Raw genomic sequence first — 23,797 nt, 5'->3', positions numbered from 1 at the left:
TGAGAGAAAGACGTGACAAGCGCATATTGCACAGTTTTATCAAAAGGAAGGCTGTATCAGGCTATCGCTTTGTTCGGCTCATTGAAAGCGGTTCAGGCGGACGCCCCCATTTTTACTTTGTGTATGGATCAAGACACCTATGACGTTCTTCAGGCAATGCGTCCGGATAATGTCACCTTGATTCAGGTGTCCGCACTGGAAAATGAGGAGCTCCTTGAACTGAAGCGGACGAGGGATCAGAGCGAATACTGCTGGACGGTGAAGCCGGTATTTCTCGAATTCGTGCTGGACGGACATCCGGAATTAGAGCGTGTCACGTACATTGATGCCGATTTGTTTTTCTTCACTGATCCGCGCGCGATTTTTGACAATCAGCCGGATTGTTCGGTGCTTCTGTCACGGGGCGATATCGTTATTCCCTCATTTGAAAAACAGGAAATCGACATGCTGCAGCGTCTTTTAGGCCGGTATAATTCCGGTTTTCTCAGCTTCAAAACCGACAGTGCCGGCACAGATTGTCTCAGATGGTGGAAAGAACGCTGCCTTGAAGAATGCAAAAATGCGCCGGGCGAAGGAAAATTCGGAGATCAAGGCTACTTGGATTACATGTCCGGCCTGTTCCCGAACGTGTGTGACATCAACACCCCCGGCGTGAATATCGGCCATTGGAATTACGGCCGCCACACGTTTTCATGGAAGGATGGGCGTCTTGTGCTCGAAGACGGAAATCCGCTGATTTTTTATCATTTCAGCGGATACCGGATCGTCACAGCCGGCGACATTCGGCAGATTCATGAGACGGACCGGACCGACCTGCCGTTTGTCCATCAGCTTTATCAGGACATTCTGAAGCGGGTGATCGGGACGGTCAGCGCCGTCTGCCCGGAGTTCAGCGGCTTTGCATCTGAGGATGATAACAAATAAATGATCATATACAGGAAGTGAACGAAAAGTGAAGGCAAGCGTCATTGTTCCCGCATATAATTCCAAGGAGAGGCTTTATAACAGCCTGCTGTCCCTGAATGAACAGGAATGCACAGAGCCGTTCGAAGTGATTGTGGCTGACAACGGTTCGGAAGACGGAACCTTATCCATGCTTGAATCATTCAGCGCGAATTTTCCGCTGATTTTTGTGAGAATTAAAGAAAACAGAGGGATCGCTTACGGCCGGAATCAGGCGGTCCGCAATGCCAGAGGCGATATTTTGATTTTCCATGACAGCGACATGCTTGCCGAAAAGGATTTGGTGGCGAAGCATATCAAGGCTCATGAGAACCGGGACGATCTTGTCGTATGCGGTATGTTCTGGAAGCGGATTTACAGCTTTTATTATGACCGTTTTGAAAAAGAGCATAAGGAAAAACTCGCCGAACTGTATGAAGAGCTGCCGGGCGATAAAGAGCCGCTCCTTGATGAAAGTGACATCAGAGACGGAAGCTTTCTTGACCGATGCTTTGATTTAGATACCGACTTTATCCGGGTGCTGAAAAGCATTTTGGAAAAATACGGAGATGATTTGAACGGCTACCGTCTGCCATGGCGTTTTTTCATTACGAACAATTCATCAGTTAAGAGGCAGCACGTGGCAGATCTCGGCCTGTTTGATGAAGGCATTGTCAGATACGGCTTTGAAGATTATGATCTCGGCATCAGGCTTCATCAGTCGGGAATGAGATTTCAGCTGCGGCGCGATATCATGAGCGTCCATCAGGAGCATCCGAGCAACTGCGCTTCCGTTGATGACATCAGGGCGAATATCGCGTACATGTGCGACAAGTACAATGACATTCATTCGCTTGACGTGCACCTCGCGTTTAACGGCCCGTTTGACGCGGAGTTAACCAACAGCATAATGGCAGACATCGCGGTGCTGCTTGATTATGAGAAATATGAAAGCCTGCTGCACATTTTTCTCGAGCTGCTGCACGCGGTTAAAGACCGCAACCTTGACCCGGACTGGAAGACGAAAAGCCCGCGTATCACGGCGAACAGCTTCCAGCTGCCGGAGGTCGGAAAGCTTTTGGCAAAAGCGGAAAAAAAGCTGGGCGTCACGCACTTTGCAAGGGCGTTCAAAGCGCTGACTGCTGATTTACTGCATGTGGATCTTAAATAAATTGGATGTGATATGGTGAGTAAATATCATTTTTCAACCATTGTTTCCAGAACGCATATCTTTAAACTGATGCCGATGATTCATTCTCTCCATGAGCATTGCCGGGATTTTCATCTGTATGTGCTGTGTGTCGATCAGAAAGCGTACGAACTGCTTCAGCAGGTGCCGTGGGAACATGTCACGGCGGTTCAGCTCCATGAAATGGAGGACCCGGAGCTGCTTGAAGCAAAGGGCGGCCGGACATTTCATGAATATTGCTGGACGCTGAAGCCGGCTTTTCTGTTCCATGTGATGACGGAGTATGATGAAGCCGAATATTTTGCCCATTTGGACACCGATCTCTTTTTCTTCGCAGATGCGGGCGAGCTGTTTGCGGAAAAGCCGGATGCTTCCCTTTTTCTGACGGATCACCGCAATTCAGAACGGTTTGCGTCTTATTACAAGCTGACGGGGCAGTACAACACCGGGTTTGTCGGCGCGCGGAATACCGGGGAAGCGTATCGGGCGGTCTGGCAGTGGAGACAGGATTGCATCTCCTATTGTACGGTGGAGATGAATGAAGAAAAAAAGACATACGGTGACCAAAGGTATGTTGAAAAGTGGCCCGCGCAGTTTGAACACGTGCATGTCACGGAGTCGATCGGCGCGAATGCGGCGCTGTGGAATATTGAGCAATATGACGTCAGCCTGCGCGACGGGGCTGTATATGTCAATGACACCCCGCTGATTTTTTATCATTTTTCAGGCTTTACGCTCGTCACGGAGAACGAATTCAATCTCTGCTGGTACTATCACATTGATGATGAGGCGACAGTCAGTATGATTTACGTCCCGTACATCAAAAACGTAAAAAAATGGATTGATGAAATTCAAAAAGCGTTTCCTGATTTCAGAGACGGGTTTATTCCGAAATATGCGGTTCCTGACACTCATTTTTATACGGTTGAAACATAAAATCCCTGCCTTTTCGGCAGGGATTTTTTTATGAATGCCATTCTTTTAATGTTTTGTCGCTCGGCAGGACAAAGGCGAGCAGACCTAAAACGGGCAGAAAGGCGACGGCTGTCATGGTCGGCGTCAATCCCGCTGAATCAATAAGAGCTCCGAGCGCAACCGCTCCGATCGCGCCCATTCCGAAGGCGAGCCCGACCGTAAGCCCTGACATCGTTCCGATTTTGCCGGGAACAAGCTCCTGCGCGTAGACAACCGTCACGGAGAAGCTGGACATCAGAACAACGCCGATCAGCGCCAGTACGCCATAGGCGATGACAGGTCCCGCAAACGGAAGGAAAATCGTCAAGGGAGCCGATGCCGTCATGGAAACGATGATGACGTTCCGCTTTCCGAAACGGTCTGCAAGCGGCCCGCCGAGAAACGTTCCGACAGCTCCGAAAAATAAAAAGACGAAGATGTAGCTCTGTGCCTGCTGAATGCTGACATGATAGGCATTCATCGCATAGAACGTATAGAAGTTGCCGATCGCGCTCACATACCAGGAGCGCGCGAAAATTAAGAAGATAATCATGATAAGGGCGAGAATAATCGGTTTTGTAATCACGGTCTGCACAGCGGCGGCCGGTGATTTTTTACTTGCGGCGCGCAAATGAATAAGACGGCCTTTATACCATTTGGCGATATAAATGAGAAACAGCACAGCGATTGCGGCGACTAGCGTAAACCAGACAGAGCCGAATTGACCGAGCGGAACGAGAATCAGCGCGGTAATCAAGGGCGCCATCGCCTGGCCGGTATTCCCTCCGACTTGGTAAATCGATTGCGCCAATCCGCGCTTTTCGCCGGCGGCCATGTAAGCGACACGCGATCCTTCTGGATGAAAGACGGCGGAGCCAAGGCCGATAAAAAAGACACAGCATAAAATCGTCAGAAAAGACGGGGCGAACGCGAGACCTAAAATGCCGAGCATGCTTGCGGTGAGTCCGAGCGGCAAAGCATACGGCATCGGGCGTTTATCCGTATACCAGCCGATGACGGGCTGCATCACGGAAGACACCATATTCAGCGTAAAGGCGATAATTCCGAGCTGCGTAAATGTAAGATTCATGGAACGTTCCAAAATCGGAAACATCGCCGGAATCACCGCTTGCAGTGAATCGTTCAGCAGATGACAGATCCCGATAATGAACAAAATAGAATACATGGTTGTCTCGGGACGATGGACAGGTTTTTCTTTAAGCGGGGCGGCAATTGCCAAAGTGATTCTCCTCCTTTTTATGTAAACGAAGCATACACCATATTATTCATAAGGTGAATGAATTATCAAGTGCAAAAAAGGCTCTTCTTTCTCAAACAGAAAAAAGAGCCTCCCTTTTTATTTATTTAACAAACTGTGTTTTCTCGAATACATCATATAAACGACGATCCCGGCGGCGATCCAGATGACAAAGGCGAGCCATGTCACGCCCGGCAGGCTGCTTGCGAGATACAGGCATAAGCATGCGCTGATGATCGGCACAAAAGGCACGAAAGGAACACGGAAGGAAGATTTGATCTCCGGATGTTTCTTTCTTAAAACGATGACGGCGATCGCAATGACCGTAAAGGCCGCCAAGGTTCCCATATTGACGAGATGCGCCAAGGTTCCCAGATCAATAAAACCTGCGATCCCGGCGGCAACGATCCCCGTCACCCATGTGTTTTGAAACGGTGTTTTAAAACGCGGGTGAACCTTGGAAAACATGCGGGGCAAGAGGCCGTCTCTGCTCATCGCAAATGTAAGGCGCACCTGAGCGTAAAGCAGAGCGAGCATGACCGTTGTAATCCCGATAATCGCGCCGACGGAAATAATGCCTGCTATTTTGTTCTGGCCGACAAATTGGAGCGCGAAAGATACAGGGTCTCCGACATTCAGCTTGGTGTACGAAAGCATTCCCGTCAGGACAAGCGATACCGTAATGTAAAGGACGGTGCAGATGGCAAGCGCGCCGATGATTCCGACCGGCATTGATTTCTGCGGGTTTTTCACTTCTTCCGACGCGTTTGACACGGCATCAAATCCGAGATACGCGAAGAAAACGGTCGCGGCGCTCGTGATGACGCCTTTCATCCCGAACGGCATAAACGGCGACCAGTTTTCCGGTTTCACGTAGCCGAAACCGACGACGATAAACAGCAGAATGATCGCAATTTTCATCAATACAATGACATTGTTAAAGCGGGTGCTTTCTTTCACGCCCCTTGAAACAATCGCGGTAATGACCAAAATAATGATAACGGCCGGCAGGTTGAACCCGGCACCCGTTTTGCTGCCGGGTGCGGCGGTCAGCGCCTCCGGAAGATGCAGCCCGAAGCCTGCAAGAAGCGACTGGAAATAAGATGACCAGCCGGTTGCGACGGCGGCGAGCGCGATAACATATTCAAGCATTAAGTCCCATCCGATTAAAAACGCGAGACACTCCCCGAGAGTGACATATGAATACGTATATACGCTGCCTGAAATCGGAATGGATGAAGAAAATTCCGCATAACAAAACGCGGCGAGCGCGCAGGCAAGGCCCGCGAGCACAAACGACAGAATCAAAGCCGGTCCTGCGCCTGTCGCGGCCACAGTCCCGGTAATCACAAAAATCCCCGTGCCGACAACACAGCCGATTCCGAGCAAAACCAAGTCAAAAGCGCTTAACGAGCGGGACAGGCTGGTCTGTTTGCTCTGGGCCTTTAAGTCGGCCAGCGGCTTTTTCCGAAATAGTAAAGACATATGGGTCCTCCTGAAAATTCATAATATTCTTATCATTATATACACTGACGTTTGTATTATATTGTCGAAATTTCTCGCAGTCAATTAAAGAATTTTCCACTTTAAAAGGACAAAGCTAAAAAGCGTCGATGCACGGAAGGAAAGGGAATTTTATTGTGAAATAGTTCAATTTTCTCACCTTAAGACCGATACAAAAGATGACTCATCAACTAATTTCAAGTTTCGGTGAAAGGGAGATGTTTACATGTTTCAATATGAAGAACTAAATAAGCAGTTTATCGGCGGCCGATGGAGGGATGGGAGCAGCCGGAACGTATTGGAAAACAGAAATCCTTATACTCAAAAAGTCATCACCTCATTCCGAAAAGCGACGCCTGATGACGTGGATGCGGCATATCGCGCCGCGGCTCTTGCGAAACAAGAATGGGACAAAGTAAACCCTTTTAAAAAGCGGGCCATTTTGGAAAAAGCCGTTTCTTTCATTGAAGAGCACGAAGAAGCGATTATTTACTTAATCATGGAGGAGCTTGGCGGAACACGGCTGAAGGCTGAGTTTGAAATCGGACTTGTCAAAAATATGATAAAAGAAGCCGCAACATTTCCGGTGCGGATGGAAGGGAAAATTCTCCCGTCCACGATTGACGGAAAAGAAAACAGGCTGTACAGAATACCCGCCGGAGTCGTGGGGGTGATCAGCCCGTTTAATTTCCCGTTTTTCCTTTCGATGAAATCTGTTGCGCCGGCACTCGGCGCGGGGAACGGCGTCGTGCTGAAGCCTCATGAAGAAACGCCGATCTGCGGCGGAACGCTTATCGCGAAAATTTTTGAAGCGGCCGGCGTACCGGACGGGCTGCTGAATGTCATCGTGACGGATATCGGGGAGATCGGCGACAGCTTTGTTGAGCATCCCGTGCCGCGGATAATCTCATTTACAGGCTCAACCGGAGTGGGCAGCTATATCGGACAGCTTGCGATCAAACACTTTAAAAAACCGCTGTTGGAGCTTGGCGGAAACAGCGCGCTGATCGTGCTTGAGGATGCTGATCTTGAATACGCCGTCAATGCGGCCGTATTCAGCCGGTTTACGCATCAAGGCCAGATCTGTATGTCGGCGAACCGCGTGCTCGTTCACACATCTGTATATGACAAATTTACAGAGCTTTACGAAGCGAAAGTGTCATCGCTGAAAGTCGGCGATCCGATGGACCCTGATACGGTTATCGGTCCTTTAATCAATGAGAGACAGGCGGAAGGTCTGAGACGGTCTGTCGAAAAAGCGATAGAAGAGGGAGCGGTTCCGGTGCTGTCCGGCCGATTCAGCGGAACGGTCGCTGAGCCCGTCATTTTAAAAGATGTGAAACCTGAGATGAGCATCGCGAAGGAGGAGCTGTTCGGACCGGCCGTCTGCATCATGCCGTTTGAAACGGAGGATGAAGCGGTAAGCATCGCAAACGCGACACCGTTCGGTTTAAGCGGAGCCGTGCATACGGCAAACGTGGAGCGGGGCGTTGAGTTTGCTAAGCGGATCGAAACCGGCATGATTCACGTCAACGATACGACCATTAATGATGAACCGAACGTTGCGTTCGGCGGCGAGAAACAATCAGGTCTCGGCAGGCTGAACGGCGAATGGAGCCTTGAAGAATTCACCACGCTGAAATGGATTTCGGTTCAGCATGAAAAACGTCAATTCCCATATTAAGAAGGAGTGAAAGAAATGAGTATACAGACGGAGCAGCAAACGCACAGCCTGCTTGACGCTTTTGTCAAAGTTGCGCCTTTTTTAAACAGCCTGATCCAAGATGACATCACCATCGGAATTTATGATACAGAAAAATTAATCGTGAATATTCCGGCTAAAACGTTTTCTCTTAATGTAAAGCCGGGAGACCCGCTGCAAAAAGGGGACATCATTACAGACGCGATCCGCATGAATCAGAAGAAGACAAGCATGGTGCCGAAAGAGCTGTTCGGATTTCCGCTGATCGCCAGAGCGATTCCGCTTCATGATGAAAACGGAAAAGTCATCGGCGGCGTCGGTCTCGGCACGAGCCTTGAAAAATCAGCCAAGCTTCATGATGTCGCTGAAAGCCTGTCCGCCGTCGTGGAACAGACCGCTTCGGCGATCGCGGATATCTCAGAATCCATCAGCGGTTTCTCAGCACAGATGACCGGGATTTCCGCTCAGGCGAAACAAGTCAGTGAAAGCGCGGGAGAAATCGCCGACATTTCCGTCACTGTCAAGGGCATCTCGGATCAAAGCAATCTGCTCGGTTTGAATGCGGCCATTGAAGCCGCGAGAGCAGGAGAATCCGGCAAGGGCTTTTCCGTGGTGGCGGATGAGATCCGCAAGCTTGCCACTCATTCAAAAGACAATGTCGGCCAAATTGACCAGATTACGAAAAAAATCCACAGCCTGCTGAAAGGGCTGGAGGACTCAATTGAATCCATCAACCAGAACACGGACGGCCAAGCGGCGGCGGTTGAACAAATTTCTGCCACGATGCAGGAGATTTCAGGAAGCGCCCAGCATTTAGCGAAAATGGCTGAAAACGTGCTCGGAGAATCATAAAAAAAAAGGGAGCTTACGGGCTCCTTTTTTGTTTTCCCTTTATCAAGCGGAAACTGCACTTACACGTTTGATCCGTCATGCTAAAGGGGTACACATACGAATACATCACCAATGATAAAGGAGAGTCTTGTATGTCTGATGCAAATCTGCACAACCCGCTGACGAAATATGATCATGATGAATTTCCAAAACAATATCAAGAACCGCCCGGTTTGCAGAAAGAGATGAAGCCTGTGCCGGACTGCGGTGAAACAAGCTATAAAGGAGCCGGCAAGCTGAAGGGAAGAAAAGCCCTCGTCACCGGCGGCGATTCAGGTATCGGCCGGGCCGCCGCAATTGCTTATGCCCGGGAAGGGGCGGATGTGGCCATTAACTATCTGCCTGAGGAACAGCCGGATGCCGAAGAAGTGAAAGCGTTAATTGAAAAAGAGGGAAGAAAAGCCGTTCTGCTGCCGGGAGATTTAAGCGATGAAGCGTTTTGCGGAGAATTGGCGGAAAAAGCGTATCAAGAGCTTGGCGGTCTTGATACGCTCGCTCTTGTCGCCGGCAAACAGCAGGCAGTGGATGATATCAGCGATCTTACTACAGAACAAATCTATCAAACATTTGAAGTCAACGTATTCTCACTGTATTGGCTCGTCAAAGCCGCGCTTCCGTATCTGCCGGAAGGCGCGTCTATTATCACGACAACGTCCGTAGAAGGGTATAATCCAAGCCCGATGCTGTTGGATTATGCCGCGACGAAACATGCCATTATCGGTTTTACCGTCGGCCTAGGAAAGCAGCTGGCGAATAAAGGAATCAGAGTCAACTCGGTAGCGCCGGGGCCGATCTGGACACCGCTGCAGATTTCAGGAGGACAGCCCGGTGAAAACATTCCGAAATTCGGCAAGGAAACACCGGCCGTTCCATTACAGCGTGCCGGACAGCCGGCGGAGCTGGCAGGGATTTATGTCTTTTTGGCCTCAGAAGAATCGAGCTATGTGACATCCCAAATTTACAGTGTCAGCGGAGGAATTCCGACAGCGTAATCAATAAAGAGCTGCCCTGCATACGGGGCAGCTCTTATTTTCGTTGTTATGTGCCGAGCACGTTTTGATTATACAGGACACTCGGATGTGACGGATGATAGGAGGCGGCTTTGTCGTTATGAATCTTCGCTTTTTCTTTGTCGCCGAGCTGCCAGTGGCAGACGCAGAGCTGCAGATGGGGGTACCAGGTGGAATATTCGAGCTGGGTAAAGCCTGCATCACTGCTTTTGGCGGATAGGGCGAGCTCATACCAAAACACGCCCTGCCGGTATTGCCGTTTCTCCGCAAAATAGTCGCCGAGCCTGCAGCAGAACTCCGGCCGCGGACAATCGATCAGAAATGATTTTAAGAGAGACGTCATGGCGGCCTCTTCATGGCCGACCGCTCTGTAGCAATCGGATAGATATTGGCACGTTCTGATCTCGTCTTCGATCCAGCACTGTTTTGTGGAAAGAAAATGGTGATAATACGTAATGGCGCGCTGATACTGGCCGTGATCCTTTAATTCATTCGCGAAGTAAAACAAATCGCGCGGTGTCATCGTTTCACTGTTTTCCGCCATTTTCTCATAAATCTTCAAGTTGCGGTCCGAGGGAGGCGAGTGCTTTTTCTCGGATTTCCGGTGTGTGACGGCAATATCGGTTTCTATGATGTTTCCGTATACTTCAAGATACTCATGCACGGCTCCGATCCAGCGGAATCCTTTTTCACGCTTGACGAGTCGGTTGCGGCGGTATCTGAAGCTGACCTCTCCCCGATCATCAAAGCCGACGTGATAGTACATGGATACCGCGTCCACCTCTTTTGAAAGCGACGCCTTCAGTTCAATCAGCTTTTCACGGTCCTTTTCCGTCAGCATATCGTCGGCGTCCAGCCACAGAATATAATCCATTTCCGCTTTCGAAAACACAAAGTTACGGGCGGCCGCAAAGTGATCGATCCATTCAAAATCATAAATCTTATCCGTATAACGGGCCGCGATTTCTTTCGTCCGGTCGGTCGAGCCCGTATCAGCAATCACAATTTCATCCGCAATGTCTTTGACGGAATCAAGACAGCCCGCAAGCACCTCCTCTTCATTTTTCACGATAACGCACAAACTGACGCTGATCATGTCATCACCTCTTCCCCTCCAGTGTATAAAAGGAGAGGCGGAAACATTCTTCGGACAAAATGATCTCTTCCAAGAAATTTGTCTGTCCTTTTACTAGTTTTATTCCAGCGCCTGATTTAAAATGAACACATGAACTTACGTGAGGATTGATAGGAACCATGAGCATCATAAAAGCGGAAAACCTTTATAAAACATACGGAGATAAGACATTATTCGACCATATCTCCTTTCATATTGAAGAGAATGAAAGAATCGGTTTAATCGGCCCGAACGGAACGGGGAAGTCTACGCTTCTGAAAACCATTGCCGGCCTTGAATCAACGGAGGAAGGCGAGATTACGGCTTCAGGAAACGTGCATATTGAGTTTTTGCATCAGGACCCTGAGCTTCCGGCCGGACAAACCGTTCTTGAACATATTTATTCCGGCGGATCAGCCGTCATGAGAACGATGAGAGAATACGAAAAAGCGCTTCAGGCGCTGAATGAAGAACCGGAAAATGACCAGCGCCAGAAACACCTGCTTGATGCGCAGGCCCAAATGGACGCGAATGATGCGTGGGAGGCGAATACGTTAGCCAAAACGGTTTTAACCAAACTTGGCGTCACCGATCTGATGAAGGATGTCAGTGAGCTGTCCGGCGGCCAGAGAAAGCGCGTCGCGATTGCGAAAAACATCATCCAGCCGGCTGACCTGCTCATTTTAGATGAACCGACAAACCACTTGGACAATGAAACGATTGAATGGCTGGAAGGCTACTTATCGCAATATCCGGGCGCCGTTATGCTTGTCACGCACGACAGATATTTTCTGAACAGGGTGACGAACAGAATTTACGAGCTTGAGAGAGGCAGCCTTTATACGTATAAAGGAAACTATGAAGTATTCCTGGAAAAACGGGCCGAACGGGAAGCGCTGGCGGAGCAGAAAGAAACAAAACGTCAAAACCTCCTGCGCCGCGAATTGGCGTGGCTCAGAAGAGGAGCGAAAGCGCGCTCGACGAAACAAAAAGCGAGAGTGGACAGAGCGGAGGCGCTCAAGGAGCAAAAAGGGCCGGCAGTCTCCGGATCACTCGATTTCGCGATCGGTTCCCACCGTCTCGGAAAACAAGTAATCGAAGCCGATAACGTCGCCATTACCTATAACGGCCAAGCGCTGATCAGCCAGTTTAATGAGCTTGTCATCCCGGGGGAACGAATCGGCATCATCGGGCCGAACGGAATCGGGAAAACGACACTTTTAAACAGCCTCGCCGGCAGAATTCAGCCTGACAGCGGTAATATCACCATCGGGCAGACGGTCCGGATCGGCTACTACACCCAGGATCACAGCGAAATGAACGGTGATATGAAAGTCATTGAATATATAAAAGAGACGGCCGAAATCGTCAAAACGGCGGAAGGCGATGTCATCACCGCGGAACAAATGCTTGAGCGTTTTCTGTTCCCGCGTCCGATGCAGCAGACATATATCAGAAAGCTGTCGGGCGGGGAAAAACGCCGTCTGTACTTGCTGAATGTACTGATGCAGGAGCCGAATGTGCTGTTTTTAGATGAGCCGACCAATGATCTGGACACAGAAACATTAAGCGTGCTCGAGGATTATATCGAACAGTTCCCGGGCGTCGTCATCACTGTATCCCATGACCGCTATTTCCTTGACCGCGTCGTGGACCGCCTGATCGTATTTGAAGGACACGGTGTCATTTCCCGTTTCCAAGGTTCATACAGTGAATACATGGAACAAGCAAAAGCGAAGAAGACGGCGGTAAAACAGCCGGCCGAAGAGAAAAAGGCGGAAGAAGAGCCGAAGAAAAAGCGCAAAAAGCTTTCGTACAAGGATCAGATCGAATGGGACGGCATCGAAGACAAAATCGCCGGCCTTGAAGAAAAGCATCAGCGTCTGGAAGCGGAAATCGCTGAAGCGGGAAGTGATTTCGGAAAGATACAAGAACTGATGGCCGAACAGGCAAAAACGGCTGAAGAGCTTGAAGCGGCGATGGAACGCTGGACCGAATTGTCACTGATGATTGAAGAACTTGAGAATTAAGAAAAGCCGGTACGGCCCCCGAGAAGACGGCGGGTCATACCGGCTTTTTTTATCTTACACAGATGTCTCCCGGCGCTTTAAAGACAAAGGTTCCGTCCAAGCCAAGTTTATCCGGCATAAAAAGTTTACGTTTACGTTAAGGTTCAAATGGTGTATAATAGAAACAGATACGACAAGAGGGGGATTCACCTTGGAATGGATGAAGATTGATCAAGTTGCCAAGCGAAGCGGATTGACAAAACGAACCATTCGTTTTTACGAGGAGATTGGTTTGATTCCTGCTCCTAAACGGACAGAAGGCGGCGTCCGGCTTTACTCTGAAGATGATATGGAGGAGCTCGAAAAAGTCACCAGCACAAAAGAAGTGCTCGGTTTTTCCCTTCAGGAACTTCAGCAGTTTATGGAGATGAGCCGTCAGCTGGAATTAAACAAAGAGGGGTACTTGTTGTCACTGGATCCGAAGGAACGGAAAGAAAAGCTGGAAGAGATTCAGCACGCTTTGAACCACCAGCTTGAGATGATTGATGAGAAGATCAGCACATTTCAGCATTTTAAAACGCGCCTTAACGGAATGAAAGAAAAAGCTGACCGCGCCATTCAATCAATCGAATGATTTTGCTGTAAACGCTATGGATATAGCGTTTCTTTTAATGGATGAAACAGGAGGTCTGGTCAAATGGATACATCATCACAGCAGAAAACAGGCTTATTCAGCCAGCCGAAAGCCGTTTGGGCGGTTGCGTTTGCCTGTGTGATTTCCTTTATGGGAATCGGTCTTGTCGATCCGATTCTTCCGGCGATCGCCGCACAATTACATGCTTCACCTAGTGAAGTATCTCTGTTATTTACAAGTTATTTGCTCGTTACCGGTTTTATGATGTTTTTCTCCGGCGCGATTTCCAGCCGGATCGGCGCAAAATGGACGCTGCTTCTCGGACTTATTTTTATCATCGTGTTTGCCGCTCTCGGCGGAAGCTCAAGTTCAATCGCTCAGCTTGTCGGCTATCGCGGCGGCTGGGGACTTGGGAATGCTCTCTTTATTTCAACCGCGCTTGCCGTCATCGTCGGTGTATCTGTCGGCGGCAGCGCCAAAGCTATTATTCTGTATGAGGCCGCGCTCGGACTGGGAATTTCCGTCGGGCCGCTTGCCGGCGGAGAGCTGGGCAGCATTTCATGGCGCGCTCCGTTCTTCGGAGTGTCTGTCCTGATGTTTATAGCGCTTTGCGCGATTTCACTCATGCTGCCGAAGCTGCCGAAACCGGCGAAACGCGTCGGTGTGTTTGATGCGATGAAGGCGCTCAAATATAAAGGCCTTTTGACAATGGCAGTATCTGCATTCTTATACAACTTTGGATTTTTTATTTTGCTTGCTTATTCTCCGTTCGTGCTGGATTTAGATGAACACGGCCTTGGATATGTCTTCTTCGGCTGGGGGTTATTGCTGGCAATTACGTCAGTCTTTACGGCGCCGCTCGTGCACAAAGCGCTGGGCACAGTGCGTTCGCTCGTCGTTCTCTTTATCGCCTTTGCGGCAATTCTCGTTATTATGGGGGTCTGGACTGACCATCAGACGTTGATCATTACATGTATCGTTGTTGCCGGTGCCGTTCTCGGTATGGTGAATACGATCATGACAACCGCTGTGATGGGTGCTGCGCCGGTTGAACGTTCAATCGCGTCTTCAGCCTACAGCTCAGTCCGCTTTATCGGCGGTGCGCTCGCTCCGTGGATTGCGGGAATGCTGTCAGAACACTTCACCGCAAGCACTCCATATACAGTAGGCGGGATCGTCGTTTTTGTAGGCATGCTTGTCCTTCTCATGGGACGCAAACATCTCGCCGGAATAAAAGCCGGACATTAAGAAAAAAAGGAACTTCCGCACGGGCGGGAGTTCCTTTTTGTGTTTACAGCACTTTTGTCGTCCAAGACTCACAATTCCATGTTTCCGTCGCGATATCCATGTAAAACTCGGGTTCGTGGGAAATCAGCAGAATGGAGCCTTTGTATTCTTTCAGCGCGCGTTTCAGCTCTTCTTTCGCATCGACATCCAGGTGGTTTGTCGGTTCGTCAAGCACGAGCAGGTTTGTTTCTGAATTGATCAGCTTGCACAGTCTGACCTTCGCTTTTTCTCCTCCGCTGAGAACGGAGACGCGGCTTTCAATGTGTTTGGTCGTCAGGCCGCATTTGGCGAGGGCGGCGCGGATTTCGTACTGGGTAAAGGAAGGAAATTCGCTCCACACTTCTTCGATGCACGTATTGTTATTGGTTTCTTTCACTTCCTGCTCGAAATAGCCCGTGTATTGATGCTCGCCGCGCTCCACCGTGCCTTCCAGCGGCTGGATTTCACCGAGCAGGCTTTTTAACAGCGTCGTTTTCCCGATGCCGTTTGCGCCGTACAGGGCGACTTTCTGTCCGCGCTCCATTCTGAGATTGAGCGGGCGTGACAGCGGAGTATCGTAACCGATGACTAAGTCCTTCGTTTCAAAAATGAGCTTGCCTGACGTTCTCGCAGGCTTGAAATGGAATTCCGGTTTCGGTTTTTCGGCCGCCAGTTCGATCATATCCATCTTATCAAGCTTTTTCTGACGGGACATCGCCATATTTCTCGTGCTGACACGGGCTTTGTTGCGGGCGACGAAATCTTTCAGCTCAGCCACTTCCTGCTGCTGTTTTTTATAGGCGGCTTCGAGCTGCTGTTTTTTCACTTCGTAGACTTCCATAAACTGATGATAATCACCGACATAACGCGTCAGCTCCTGGTTTTCCACATGGTAAATCAAATTGATTACGCTGTTTAAAAACGGAATGTCGTGAGAAATTAAGATGAACGCATTTTCATATTCCTGCAAATAGCGTTTCAGCCATTCAATATGCTGTTCATCAAGGTAGTTCGTCGGTTCGTCCAACAGAAGGATTTCCGGCTTTTCCAAAAGCAGTTTGGCGAGCAGCACTTTCGTCCGCTGTCCGCCGCTTAAATCAGTGACGTCGCGGTCAAGACCGACATCCTGCAGGCCGAGGCCGCGGGCGATTTCTTCAACTTTGCTGTCAATCACGTAGAAATCATTGTTTGTCAGGGCGTCCTGAATGACACCGACATCTTCAAGCAGCTGTTCAAGCTCGTCAGGGTCCGCTTCGCCCATTTTGTTGTAAATCTCATTCATTTCCTCTTCCATCGCAAATAAGTAATGGAACGCATCCTTCAGCACGTCGCGGATCGTTTTTCCTTTTTCAAGCACGGTATGCTGATCGAGATAGCCGACACGCACGTTTTTCGCCCATTCAACCTTACCCTCATCAGGCTCAAGCTTTCCGGTAATAATATTCATAAACGTTGATTTACCTTCGCCGTTTGCTCCGATTAAGCCGACGTGTTCCCCTTTTAAAAGACGGAACGATACATTGTTAAAAAGCGCACGGTCACCGAAGCCGTGGCTTAAATCTTTTACGGATAAAATACTCATCATTACACCTCTATCGTTATCAGACACGCTTTTTTTATCATGTGTCTTTCTCATTTATGATTATAAAGGAGGAGACCGTTTGTTAAAAGGCTTGGAAGGAAAAAGAAAATTGCGTTTGCCGCGTGCATTTGAGATACTATGGAGTAGATTTTAAGAATTGAGGAGAACGACATGACCCAAACATGGCCATTTTTACAGCATACACAACCATTTATCGCCGAAAACTGGGAGGCGTCAGGCTTTCAGGAGCCGACCGTTATTCAGGAAAAAGCCGCTCAGGTGATCATGGAAGGGAAAGACGTCATTGCCGAATCCCCGACGGGAACGGGAAAAACATTGGCGTACACGCTTCCGGTTCTGGAGCGGATCAACCCGGAACAGAAACATCCGCAAGTGATCATTTTAGCGCCGTCCCGCGAGCTTGTGATGCAGATTTTTCAAGTGATTCAGGAGTGGAAAAAAGGCTCCGATCTTCGCGCTTTGTCTTTGATCGGCGGGGCAAACGTGAAAAAGCAGGTGGAGAAGCTCAAAAATAAACCGCATATCATTGCAGGCACACCGGGCAGGGTGCTCGAATTGATTCAGGCGAAAAAGCTGAAAATGCATGAAGTCAAGACGATCGTTCTTGATGAAGCGGATCAGCTCGTGACAAAGGAACACCGCGAAACGATGAAAAAAATCATTAAAACGACGCTGAAAGACCGACAGCTTTTAAGCTTTTCCGCTACGCTGCAGCCGGAGACAGAAGAGGTGCTGAATGCCATCGCACATGAACCGGCCGTTTTGAAAGTGGAGCGGAATACGGCGGAAAAAGCGCGCGTCACGCATCAATATCTCGTCTGCGATCAGCGGGATAAAGTGAAGCTTTTGCAAAAGCTGTCACGGCTGAACGGCATGCAGGCGCTCGTGTTTGTCAGAGATATCGGAAATTTAAGCGTCTATGCGGAAAAACTCGCCTATCACCATGTGGATCTCGGCATCCTGCACGGAGAAGCGAAAAAAATGGAGCGGGCAAAGATATTATCAGCGTTTGAACGGGGAGAATTTCCGCTGCTTCTGGCGACTGACATTGCGGCGCGCGGACTCGATATCGATGATCTTCCGTACGTCATTCACGCGGACATCCCGAATGAAGACGGATATATCCACAGATCCGGCCGGACGGGGCGGGCCGGTAAAGAGGGAACCGTACTCAGCCTTGTCACGCCGATGGAAGAATCCAAACTGAAAAAAATGGCCAAATCACTCGGAATTGAGCTGAAAGAGGCCGTTTATTCAGGCGGAAAATTATCTGAGAAATAAGAAACGGAGGGCGGGAAGCCCTTCTTTTTTTATTGTAAAATAATAGAAAAGGTTCGGGCAGGGGAGTGGGAAGATGGGTTCAATAGACCGATTTCAAATATTGAAGGAACGTGAGCTGAAAATACTTGAACACTGGTTTAAGAACGATAACATCAGACGGAGAATGGATGCGATGCTGCCATTAGACGCGTGGTATGCACGATTGAATAAAGATGAAGACGATACTGTCATTATGGCATATGACGGGCAGCTTCCGGCAGGAATGGTCTCTATAGAGTTTGTGGAGGAACGGGCGTATATCGGATTGATCGTCAATCCTTTGTACCAGCTTCAAGGGTACGGAAAACAGATTTTGCAAAAACTGCTGACTGATCCTGGGTTTACCGGCGTGCGGGAATGGGCGGCAAGCATCGAAAAAGACAATCAAATCAGTTTAGCCTGCTTTCAAGCAGCGGGATTCACTTTGGAAGATACGGAGCCTGATGAAGACGGCTTTCTGACTTTGATTCTTCGCGGCTGATGCGAAAAAGCAAAAGGAGGGGACAAAGCCCTCCTTTTTTCATCATCATGTTAACTTAGATCACTGACTTTGATGATCTGTTTGCCTTTGTTTTCTCCTTTAAACAGGCCGAGAAAGGCGTCTGGAATATGGCTGAATCCTTCCGTAATCGTTTCTTCATAATGAAGCTTCCCGTCCTTGAGCCATTCGGCCAATTGTTTCGCGCCTTCGGAAAAGCGGTCAGCATAATCACTGACGATGAACCCCTGCATCAGCGCTTTTGTTTTGATCAGCTTCGGCTGGACGCGGGGGCCCATGTCTTCCTCTTCACTTTCGGTATTATATGAAGAGATCGCTCCGCATACCGGAATGCGGGCGAATTCATTCAGCAGGTTTATCACCGCATCTGAAATCGGTCCGCCGACATTGTCAAAATAGACATCGACGCCGTCAGGGCATGCCTGTTCAAGCGCTTTTTGAATATCATCCGCCGTTTTGTAATTAATGGCTTCATCAAATTGAAGCTCCTCTTTCAGATACGCGATTTTTTCGTCAGAACCGGCGATGCCGACAACCCGCGCGCCTTTGATTTTTGCAATCTGCCCGACTGTTGAGCCGACGGCGCCCGCAGCCCCTGAAACGACGACGGTTTCGCCCTTTTTCGGACGGCCGATATCGAGCAGCCCGAAGTAAGCGGTCAGTCCGGTCATCCCTAAAATGCCGAGATACGCCTGGGCGGGTGCAATATCCGTATCCAACTTGCGGAGGGCGGACTCATTGACGGCTGAATATTCCTGCCATGCGAGATTTCCGATCACAACATCTCCTTTTTTCAGCTTATCGCCGTCTGTCAGAACTTCGGCAATCACTCCGCCTGTTATGGCTTCATCTAAAGCGAACGGCTCTACATATGATTTTGTATCCTGCATCCGTCCGCGCATGTACGGATCAACGGACACATAACTCGTTTTCACAAGCACTTCGCCGTCTTTCGGTTCGGGAACGGCAATCGTTTCAAAGCGGAAATCGTCATGGACGGGAACGCCTTTAGGGCGTCTTGCCAATTGAATCTGCTGCTGATTTTTCGGCATGATGCATCCTCCTTCAACATGAGTGTTTGTTCCAAATGTAACACGAACCATTTCCCGAATACAAAATCAAACCGTCCGCCGGCAACAAAAAAAGAAGGGCCAGGGCCCTTCTTTCCTTATATGCGTATTTAAAAGAATAACCGGTACACATCGGTGTTTTTCTCATGTTCCAAATATTCATAGGCATTCGTTTTTGAAGAATGAAGCATGTCAGCGGTAATGACGGGCTGAAGCGCGGTCAGATAAGAACCCAGCTTATTTTCAATTTCTTTCGGCAGAACGGATTCGATATCACCGATATTGATAATGATAGAGAAAACGAAATCGATATTAATATGAAAAGTATCTTCAGCAAAGACCGTAAGCTCTTTTATTCCATCCGGGCAGCGGGTATGCCGGCGGAATACCTGCTTCACTAAATCACTGACAACCCAAGCGTTAAATCGCTGTTCCGGTGAAAAGTAATGAATAGGAACCACCTCCCTGCTTAATCGGCTCATGAAGATTTTTATTTTTCTGATAAATGTAGCTTTCCCTACTGTAACATGTCCCGCCGGAAAATATCCACCGACAATCTGCCCGTTTTTTCCCGGAACTCTCTTTCTTTTGTTTGACCTTTGGTTGAGCGGGTAAACATCCAATATACAAAAACAAAAGGGAGGACTTATCAATGAAACCGGTAGTAAGAGAATATACAAATGATCAAAAACTGATGCAGGACGTAAAAGAGCTTCAGCAATTGGGTGTCGCAAAAGAAGACGTATATGTGCTTTCTCATGATGACGACAGAACGGACCGCCTGGCAGATAATACTGATGTCAATACCATCGGAGCGAAAGAAACGGGCATTAAACACGCGGTCGGCAATATGTTTAATAAAAAAGGCGACGAGCTCCGCAACAAAATTCACGAAATCGGCTTTTCAGAAGAGGAAGCATCACAATTTGAAAAGCGCTTAGATGAAGGAAAAGTTCTTCTGTTTGTCACGGATAACGAAAAAGTAAAATCATGGGCGTAAGCTGAACAGATCCCAAGGGGTTTTCGGTCCCTTGGGATTTTTTTGCGGTTTCCGCAATAAAACCGAAAGGCACATGCTGTACATTTTCGGTGCCGTTTCTCAACTGATTTGGTAGAATTCAATTGTAATAAATTGGAATGAAAAATCAGGAGGAGCACAATTCATGAAAAAAATGTTATTTATGCTGGCGGTTTGTTTATGTATGATCCCTGCGGACGTCTATGCCGCTGACCTGGGACGGCAGACGTTAGGAACAAATGACGGCTGGGGAGCCGCTTCCGGCGGGACAACCGGCGGCGCGAAAGCCTCTTCATCGAATGTCTACACCGTATCAAACAGACAGCAGCTCGTTTCTGCATTAGGGGGAAGCGCCAACAGCACGCCGAAGATTATTTACATACAAGGCACAATCAATATGAATACGGACGACCGCAATAAAACGCTCGGCTTTAATGATTATAAAGATCCGGCATATGATCTCAACGCTTATCTGAAGGCGTACGACCCGGACAAATGGGGGAAAAAAGCGCCGTCAGGCACCCAGGAAGACGCCAGACAGCGATCTCAAAAAAACCAGAAAGCACGGGTCGTGATTGACATTCCTTCAAATACGACGATCATCGGTTCGGGTTCAAATGCCAAAGTGACAGGCGGAAGTTTTAATATAAAGAACGGCGTCGACAATGTCATCATCCGCAACATTGAATTTCAAGACGCTTACGACTATTTTCCGCAATGGGACCCGACGGACGGCAGCAGCGGCAACTGGAACTCGGAATATGACAATATCACCATTAACGGCGCGACGCATATCTGGATCGATCATTGCACCTTTAATGACGGATCGAATCCCGACAGCGGTTTTCCTTACTATTACGGGAGAAAATATCAGCACCATGACGGCCAGACGGATATAGCCAACGGGGCGAATTATATTACATTGTCCTATAATAAATATCATGACCATGACAAAGGCTCCGTCATCGGAAACAGCGACAGCAAGACGTCGGATGAAGGAAAACTGAAGGTGACCACTCACCATAACTATTACCAGAACATCGTCCAGCGTGCACCGCGGGTCCGGTACGGGCAGGTTCATATTTATAATAATTTTTACGCAGGCTCTAAAAGCGCCGCATACCCGTTCAGCTATGCGTGGGGCGCAGGCCACGCGTCAAAAATATATGCCCAGAATAATGTCTTTGAAGTGCCGGGACTGGCTGCTGATAAAGTCATCAGCGTCTTCAGCGGCGGAAAAGCGCTTCATGAAGACGGCACTCTTTTAAACGGCGCCGCAATTAACGCGTCAGCCGCCAACGGATTAAGTCAGTCCGTCGGCTGGACACCGTCATTGCACGGTTCCATCGGCTCATCATCAAATGTAAAATCAGATGTTATATCTAAAGCCGGGTCGGGTATATTAAAATAATAAACAAGAAGCACAAAGGAAAATATTCCTTTGTGTTTTTTAATTAACAAAAACGTTTATTAACTTAGTTAAGTAGTAAAATGGGATAGGGGATGGAAGACAACAAAATAGGAGGAGACCTGTAATGGCTTCAGAAAAAGACGCAAAAAAACAGCAGGCAGTAAAAATCATTCCTTTGCTTATTACTGTTGCTGTGGGATTAATCATTTGGTTTATTCCCGCGCCGTCCGGACTTGAACCTAAAGCATGGCATTTGTTCGCTATTTTTGTCGCAACAATTATCGGCTTTATCTCCAAGCCCTTGCCAATGGGCGCAATTGCAATTTTTGCATTGGCAGTCACCGCGTTAACGGGAACGCTATCTATTGAAAATACGTTAAGCGGATTTGGAAACAAGACAATCTGGCTGATTGTCATCGCCTTTTTTATTTCCCGGGGATTTATCAAAACCGGGCTCGGCGCCAGGATTTCTTACGTATTCGTACAACGGTTCGGGAAGAAAACACTCGGCCTTTCTTATTCACTGCTTTTCAGTGATTTAATTTTATCACCTGCCATTCCGAGCAACACGGCACGGGCGGGCGGCATTATTTTTCCTATTATCAGATCATTATCCGAAACTTTCGGATCAACGCCGGCAGACGGAACAGAGCGGAAAATCGGCGCTTTCTTATTAAAAACCGGTTTTCAAGGAAACTTGATTACGTCTGCGATGTTTTTGACGGCAATGGCGGCGAACCCGCTGATCGCCAAGCTGGCCCACGATGTCGCAGGGGTGGACATCACATGGACAAGCTGGGCAATTGCGGCCATTGTACCGGGATTGGCGAGCTTAATCATTACGCCGCTCGTCATTTATAAGCTGTATCCGCCGGAAATTAAAGAAACACCGGATGCGGCTAAAATCGCAACGGAAAAATTGAAAGAAATGGGTCCGTTTAAAAAATCCGAACTCTCCATGGTTATCGTCTTTTTATTGGTGCTTGCGCTGTGGATTTTCGGAGGAAGCTTAAATATCGACGCAACGACGACGGCCCTGATCGGATTATCCGTTTTGCTTTTGTCACAGGTATTAACATGGGAGGACATCAAAAAAGAACAAGGTGCATGGGATACGCTGACTTGGTTCGCGGCGCTTGTGATGCTGGCGAATTTCCTGAATGAGCTCGGCATGGTGTCTTGGTTCAGCGATATGATGAAATCATCTGTTTCCGGTTTTTCATGGATTGTGGCATTTATGATTCTGATTGTCGTGTATTATTACACGCATTATTTCTTTGCGAGCGCAACCGCGCATATCAGTGCCATGTATGCTGCATTTCTCGCCGTCATCGTGGCGGCAGGCGCTCCGCCGCTGTTGGCGGCGCTCAGCCTGGCGTTTTTCAGCAACCTTTTCGGTTCGACGACGCATTACGGATCAGGAGCGGCTCCGGTCTTTTTCGGAGCGGGTTATATATCGCAAAGCAAATGGTGGTCCATCGGCTTTATCCTGTCAATCGTCCATATTGTGACATGGCTTGTGATCGGCGGATTATGGTGGAAAGTATTAGGGTTATGGTAGAAGAAAAAAGGCAGACTCAGGTCTGCCTTTTTTTATTTCTGTAAGGAATGGGAAGGGCCTGCACATGATGACTTCAGTGCGAATAGAATATTGTCGGGGTGATATTATGAGCAGCGGCCGTAATCAATACATGATATTGAAACAGAAACCTTACAAATATATGAGCAGACATATGAAACGCCGGTATGAACAATTACCATGTGAACATGAAAGTCCGGAAACAGGGACGGAAAAACGGTTTCCGTCTTCAGATGAAAATCGATCTGCCTTGTGCGTACCCGGGCTGCGAGGTCCCGAAGGCAAAAGAGGACCCGCCGGCTCCCGCGGTCCGCAAGGGGAGGCGGGTCCGCCCGGTCCCCCGGGGCCTGAGGGTCCGCCGGGAGCGGTTCCTGCGGTAGCTTTTCAAAATACAGCAGAACTAATGACGATTCCGTTAGAAGGAACACCGATAAACGTGTTAAGCGCAGTGATAGCTGCGCCGACAGATCAATTGGTGAAAACGGATGCCGTCATACAAGTAAATGTGGAATTAGATCCGCTCGCGTCTCATTTCTCATTGGTCTTAGCTGTCAATCTGCAAAGAAATGGCGTATCGATACAAACACAGAGACAAGAGAGGAACCTCTTTTCTTCAGGCGGGCAAATCATAGGAATTCCTTTTACGTACATCGACGAAATGAAGGCGGATGAAACAGCCGCGTATCAGCTCTATTTATCTGTCCTTTCTTCGAACTACGTAACACAAGTCGCAGCGGCAAACCGCTCCCTCATTGCGACGGGATTCCCCATTCAAGGATCGGATTAAGGTGATGAAAAGAAATCACCTTTTTTATTTAGGTTGTC

The 23,797-nt window shown here is 48.6% G+C and carries 21 protein-coding genes; 15 read left to right on the top strand and 6 right to left on the bottom strand.

All coding sequences use genetic code 11. From position 1 onward, the window contains the following. Positions 1-12: 12 nt before the first annotated feature. Genes MJQ52_RS07925 through MJQ52_RS07915 form a run of 3 tightly spaced genes read left to right on the top strand, consistent with a single transcriptional unit; the run spans position 13 to position 3,067 of the window. On the top strand, positions 13-924 hold the full coding sequence (locus MJQ52_RS07925) for a putative nucleotide-diphospho-sugar transferase (RefSeq protein ID WP_094247173.1): 912 nt from the start codon (positions 13-15) through the stop codon (positions 922-924). Positions 925-952: 28 nt separating this feature from the next. Beyond that, complete coding sequence (locus tag MJQ52_RS07920) at positions 953-2,113, top strand: glycosyltransferase family 2 protein (protein ID WP_058906639.1); 1,161 nt, start codon at positions 953-955, stop codon at positions 2,111-2,113. Between the two features lie 15 nt (positions 2,114-2,128). Continuing rightward, a complete protein-coding gene (locus MJQ52_RS07915) occupies positions 2,129-3,067 on the top strand; it encodes a hypothetical protein (protein ID WP_015388565.1) in 939 nt (312 codons plus the stop codon). A gap of 28 nt (positions 3,068-3,095) precedes the next feature. On the opposite strand, the gene MJQ52_RS07910 is transcribed toward MJQ52_RS07915, so the two are convergent. Next, entirely contained in the window at positions 3,096-4,325 is a 1,230-nt protein-coding gene (locus MJQ52_RS07910; protein ID WP_003155670.1) for an MFS transporter, read from the bottom strand. Between the two features lie 117 nt (positions 4,326-4,442). Further along, a complete protein-coding gene (locus MJQ52_RS07905) occupies positions 4,443-5,828 on the bottom strand; it encodes an amino acid permease (protein WP_094247172.1) in 1,386 nt (461 codons plus the stop codon). A 244-nt stretch (positions 5,829-6,072) separates the two neighbouring features. Here MJQ52_RS07905 and MJQ52_RS07900 point away from each other — a divergent pair, with 244 nt between their 5' ends. The 3 genes from MJQ52_RS07900 to MJQ52_RS07890 all read left to right on the top strand — a co-directional run bounded on the left by MJQ52_RS07900 (position 6,073) and on the right by MJQ52_RS07890 (position 9,431). Further along, positions 6,073-7,530 carry an aldehyde dehydrogenase family protein gene (locus MJQ52_RS07900; protein ID WP_094247171.1) on the top strand — a complete coding sequence of 486 codons (1,458 nt, stop codon included), beginning with the start codon at positions 6,073-6,075 and terminating at the stop codon, positions 7,528-7,530. A 15-nt stretch (positions 7,531-7,545) separates the two neighbouring features. Beyond that, entirely contained in the window at positions 7,546-8,400 is an 855-nt protein-coding gene (locus MJQ52_RS07895; RefSeq protein ID WP_003155664.1) for a methyl-accepting chemotaxis protein, read from the top strand. Between the two features lie 131 nt (positions 8,401-8,531). Then, a complete protein-coding gene (locus MJQ52_RS07890; RefSeq protein WP_014304589.1) occupies positions 8,532-9,431 on the top strand; it encodes an SDR family oxidoreductase in 900 nt (299 codons plus the stop codon). A 46-nt stretch (positions 9,432-9,477) separates the two neighbouring features. Here MJQ52_RS07890 and MJQ52_RS07885 read toward each other — a convergent pair whose 3' ends face one another. Further along, on the bottom strand, positions 9,478-10,545 hold the full coding sequence (locus tag MJQ52_RS07885) for a tetratricopeptide repeat-containing glycosyltransferase family 2 protein (RefSeq protein ID WP_014304590.1): 1,068 nt from the start codon (positions 10,543-10,545) through the stop codon (positions 9,478-9,480). A 158-nt stretch (positions 10,546-10,703) separates the two neighbouring features. Between MJQ52_RS07885 and MJQ52_RS07880 the strand changes: the two genes are divergently transcribed. The 3 genes from MJQ52_RS07880 to MJQ52_RS07870 all read left to right on the top strand — a co-directional run bounded on the left by MJQ52_RS07880 (position 10,704) and on the right by MJQ52_RS07870 (position 14,454). Then, positions 10,704-12,593 carry an ABC-F family ATP-binding cassette domain-containing protein gene (locus tag MJQ52_RS07880; protein ID WP_094247170.1) on the top strand — a complete coding sequence of 630 codons (1,890 nt, stop codon included), beginning with the start codon at positions 10,704-10,706 and terminating at the stop codon, positions 12,591-12,593. A 190-nt stretch (positions 12,594-12,783) separates the two neighbouring features. Then, positions 12,784-13,206 (top strand): MerR family transcriptional regulator, encoded by a 423-nt coding sequence (locus MJQ52_RS07875; protein WP_003155658.1) that lies wholly within the window; start codon positions 12,784-12,786, stop codon positions 13,204-13,206. 63 nt (positions 13,207-13,269) lie between these two features. Next, complete coding sequence (locus MJQ52_RS07870; protein ID WP_094247169.1) at positions 13,270-14,454, top strand: MFS transporter; 1,185 nt, start codon at positions 13,270-13,272, stop codon at positions 14,452-14,454. A gap of 43 nt (positions 14,455-14,497) precedes the next feature. Here MJQ52_RS07870 and MJQ52_RS07865 read toward each other — a convergent pair whose 3' ends face one another. Next, positions 14,498-16,054, bottom strand: coding sequence for an ABC-F family ATP-binding cassette domain-containing protein (locus MJQ52_RS07865; RefSeq protein WP_012117051.1), 1,557 nt, complete (start codon positions 16,052-16,054; stop codon positions 14,498-14,500). A gap of 171 nt (positions 16,055-16,225) precedes the next feature. Between MJQ52_RS07865 and MJQ52_RS07860 the strand changes: the two genes are divergently transcribed. Together MJQ52_RS07860 and MJQ52_RS07855 are read left to right on the top strand one after the other, a co-directional pair. Further along, positions 16,226-17,356, top strand: coding sequence for a DEAD/DEAH box helicase (locus MJQ52_RS07860; RefSeq protein ID WP_017419086.1), 1,131 nt, complete (start codon positions 16,226-16,228; stop codon positions 17,354-17,356). Between the two features lie 73 nt (positions 17,357-17,429). Then, entirely contained in the window at positions 17,430-17,876 is a 447-nt protein-coding gene (locus tag MJQ52_RS07855; RefSeq protein ID WP_033574967.1) for a GNAT family N-acetyltransferase, read from the top strand. Between the two features lie 50 nt (positions 17,877-17,926). Here the strand turns inward: MJQ52_RS07855 and MJQ52_RS07850 are convergent, their stop codons facing one another. Both MJQ52_RS07850 and MJQ52_RS07845 read right to left on the bottom strand, forming a co-directional pair. Beyond that, entirely contained in the window at positions 17,927-18,946 is a 1,020-nt protein-coding gene (locus MJQ52_RS07850) for an NADP-dependent oxidoreductase (RefSeq protein WP_033574968.1), read from the bottom strand. 128 nt (positions 18,947-19,074) lie between these two features. Further along, a complete protein-coding gene (locus MJQ52_RS07845; protein ID WP_050515827.1) occupies positions 19,075-19,425 on the bottom strand; it encodes a DUF3212 family protein in 351 nt (116 codons plus the stop codon). A 191-nt stretch (positions 19,426-19,616) separates the two neighbouring features. Between MJQ52_RS07845 and MJQ52_RS07840 the strand changes: the two genes are divergently transcribed. From MJQ52_RS07840 to MJQ52_RS07825, 4 genes are all read left to right on the top strand, one after another. Next, a complete protein-coding gene (locus MJQ52_RS07840; protein WP_003155650.1) occupies positions 19,617-19,964 on the top strand; it encodes a general stress protein in 348 nt (115 codons plus the stop codon). A 163-nt stretch (positions 19,965-20,127) separates the two neighbouring features. Further along, entirely contained in the window at positions 20,128-21,393 is a 1,266-nt protein-coding gene (locus MJQ52_RS07835; RefSeq protein ID WP_033574969.1) for a pectate lyase family protein, read from the top strand. Between the two features lie 124 nt (positions 21,394-21,517). Beyond that, on the top strand, positions 21,518-22,954 hold the full coding sequence (locus tag MJQ52_RS07830) for an anion permease (RefSeq protein WP_015417012.1): 1,437 nt from the start codon (positions 21,518-21,520) through the stop codon (positions 22,952-22,954). Positions 22,955-23,060: 106 nt separating this feature from the next. Next, entirely contained in the window at positions 23,061-23,759 is a 699-nt protein-coding gene (locus MJQ52_RS07825; protein WP_094247165.1) for a hypothetical protein, read from the top strand. Positions 23,760-23,797: the final 38 nt, after the last annotated feature.

Origin of the sequence: Bacillus sp. jun7, from assembly GCF_051034795.1 — a bacterium.
Classification (GTDB): Bacteria; Bacillota; Bacilli; order Bacillales; family Bacillaceae; genus Bacillus; species Bacillus velezensis.
Note: the sequence above shows the minus strand (reverse complement) of the source record. Positions and strands in the feature narration are given on the sequence as shown.

What these genes read in the sequence shown, in the direction of transcription:
- MJQ52_RS07905 (WP_094247172.1), bottom strand. Translation starts at nt 5,828, where the DNA reads ATGTCTTTACTATTTCGGAAAAAGCCGCTGGCCGACTTAAAGGCCCAG.
- MJQ52_RS07900 (WP_094247171.1), top strand. Translation starts at nt 6,073, where the DNA reads ATGTTTCAATATGAAGAACTAAATAAGCAGTTTATCGGCGGCCGATGG.
- MJQ52_RS07895 (WP_003155664.1), top strand. Translation starts at nt 7,546, where the DNA reads ATGAGTATACAGACGGAGCAGCAAACGCACAGCCTGCTTGACGCTTTT.
- MJQ52_RS07890 (WP_014304589.1), top strand. Translation starts at nt 8,532, where the DNA reads ATGTCTGATGCAAATCTGCACAACCCGCTGACGAAATATGATCATGAT.
- MJQ52_RS07885 (WP_014304590.1), bottom strand. Translation starts at nt 10,545, where the DNA reads ATGATCAGCGTCAGTTTGTGCGTTATCGTGAAAAATGAAGAGGAGGTG.
- MJQ52_RS07880 (WP_094247170.1), top strand. Translation starts at nt 10,704, where the DNA reads ATGAGCATCATAAAAGCGGAAAACCTTTATAAAACATACGGAGATAAG.
- MJQ52_RS07870 (WP_094247169.1), top strand. Translation starts at nt 13,270, where the DNA reads ATGGATACATCATCACAGCAGAAAACAGGCTTATTCAGCCAGCCGAAA.
- MJQ52_RS07865 (WP_012117051.1), bottom strand. Translation starts at nt 16,054, where the DNA reads ATGAGTATTTTATCCGTAAAAGATTTAAGCCACGGCTTCGGTGACCGT.
- MJQ52_RS07860 (WP_017419086.1), top strand. Translation starts at nt 16,226, where the DNA reads ATGACCCAAACATGGCCATTTTTACAGCATACACAACCATTTATCGCC.
- MJQ52_RS07855 (WP_033574967.1), top strand. Translation starts at nt 17,430, where the DNA reads ATGGGTTCAATAGACCGATTTCAAATATTGAAGGAACGTGAGCTGAAA.
- MJQ52_RS07850 (WP_033574968.1), bottom strand. Translation starts at nt 18,946, where the DNA reads ATGCCGAAAAATCAGCAGCAGATTCAATTGGCAAGACGCCCTAAAGGC.
- MJQ52_RS07840 (WP_003155650.1), top strand. Translation starts at nt 19,617, where the DNA reads ATGAAACCGGTAGTAAGAGAATATACAAATGATCAAAAACTGATGCAG.
- MJQ52_RS07835 (WP_033574969.1), top strand. Translation starts at nt 20,128, where the DNA reads ATGAAAAAAATGTTATTTATGCTGGCGGTTTGTTTATGTATGATCCCT.
- MJQ52_RS07830 (WP_015417012.1), top strand. Translation starts at nt 21,518, where the DNA reads ATGGCTTCAGAAAAAGACGCAAAAAAACAGCAGGCAGTAAAAATCATT.
- MJQ52_RS07825 (WP_094247165.1), top strand. Translation starts at nt 23,061, where the DNA reads ATGAGCAGCGGCCGTAATCAATACATGATATTGAAACAGAAACCTTAC.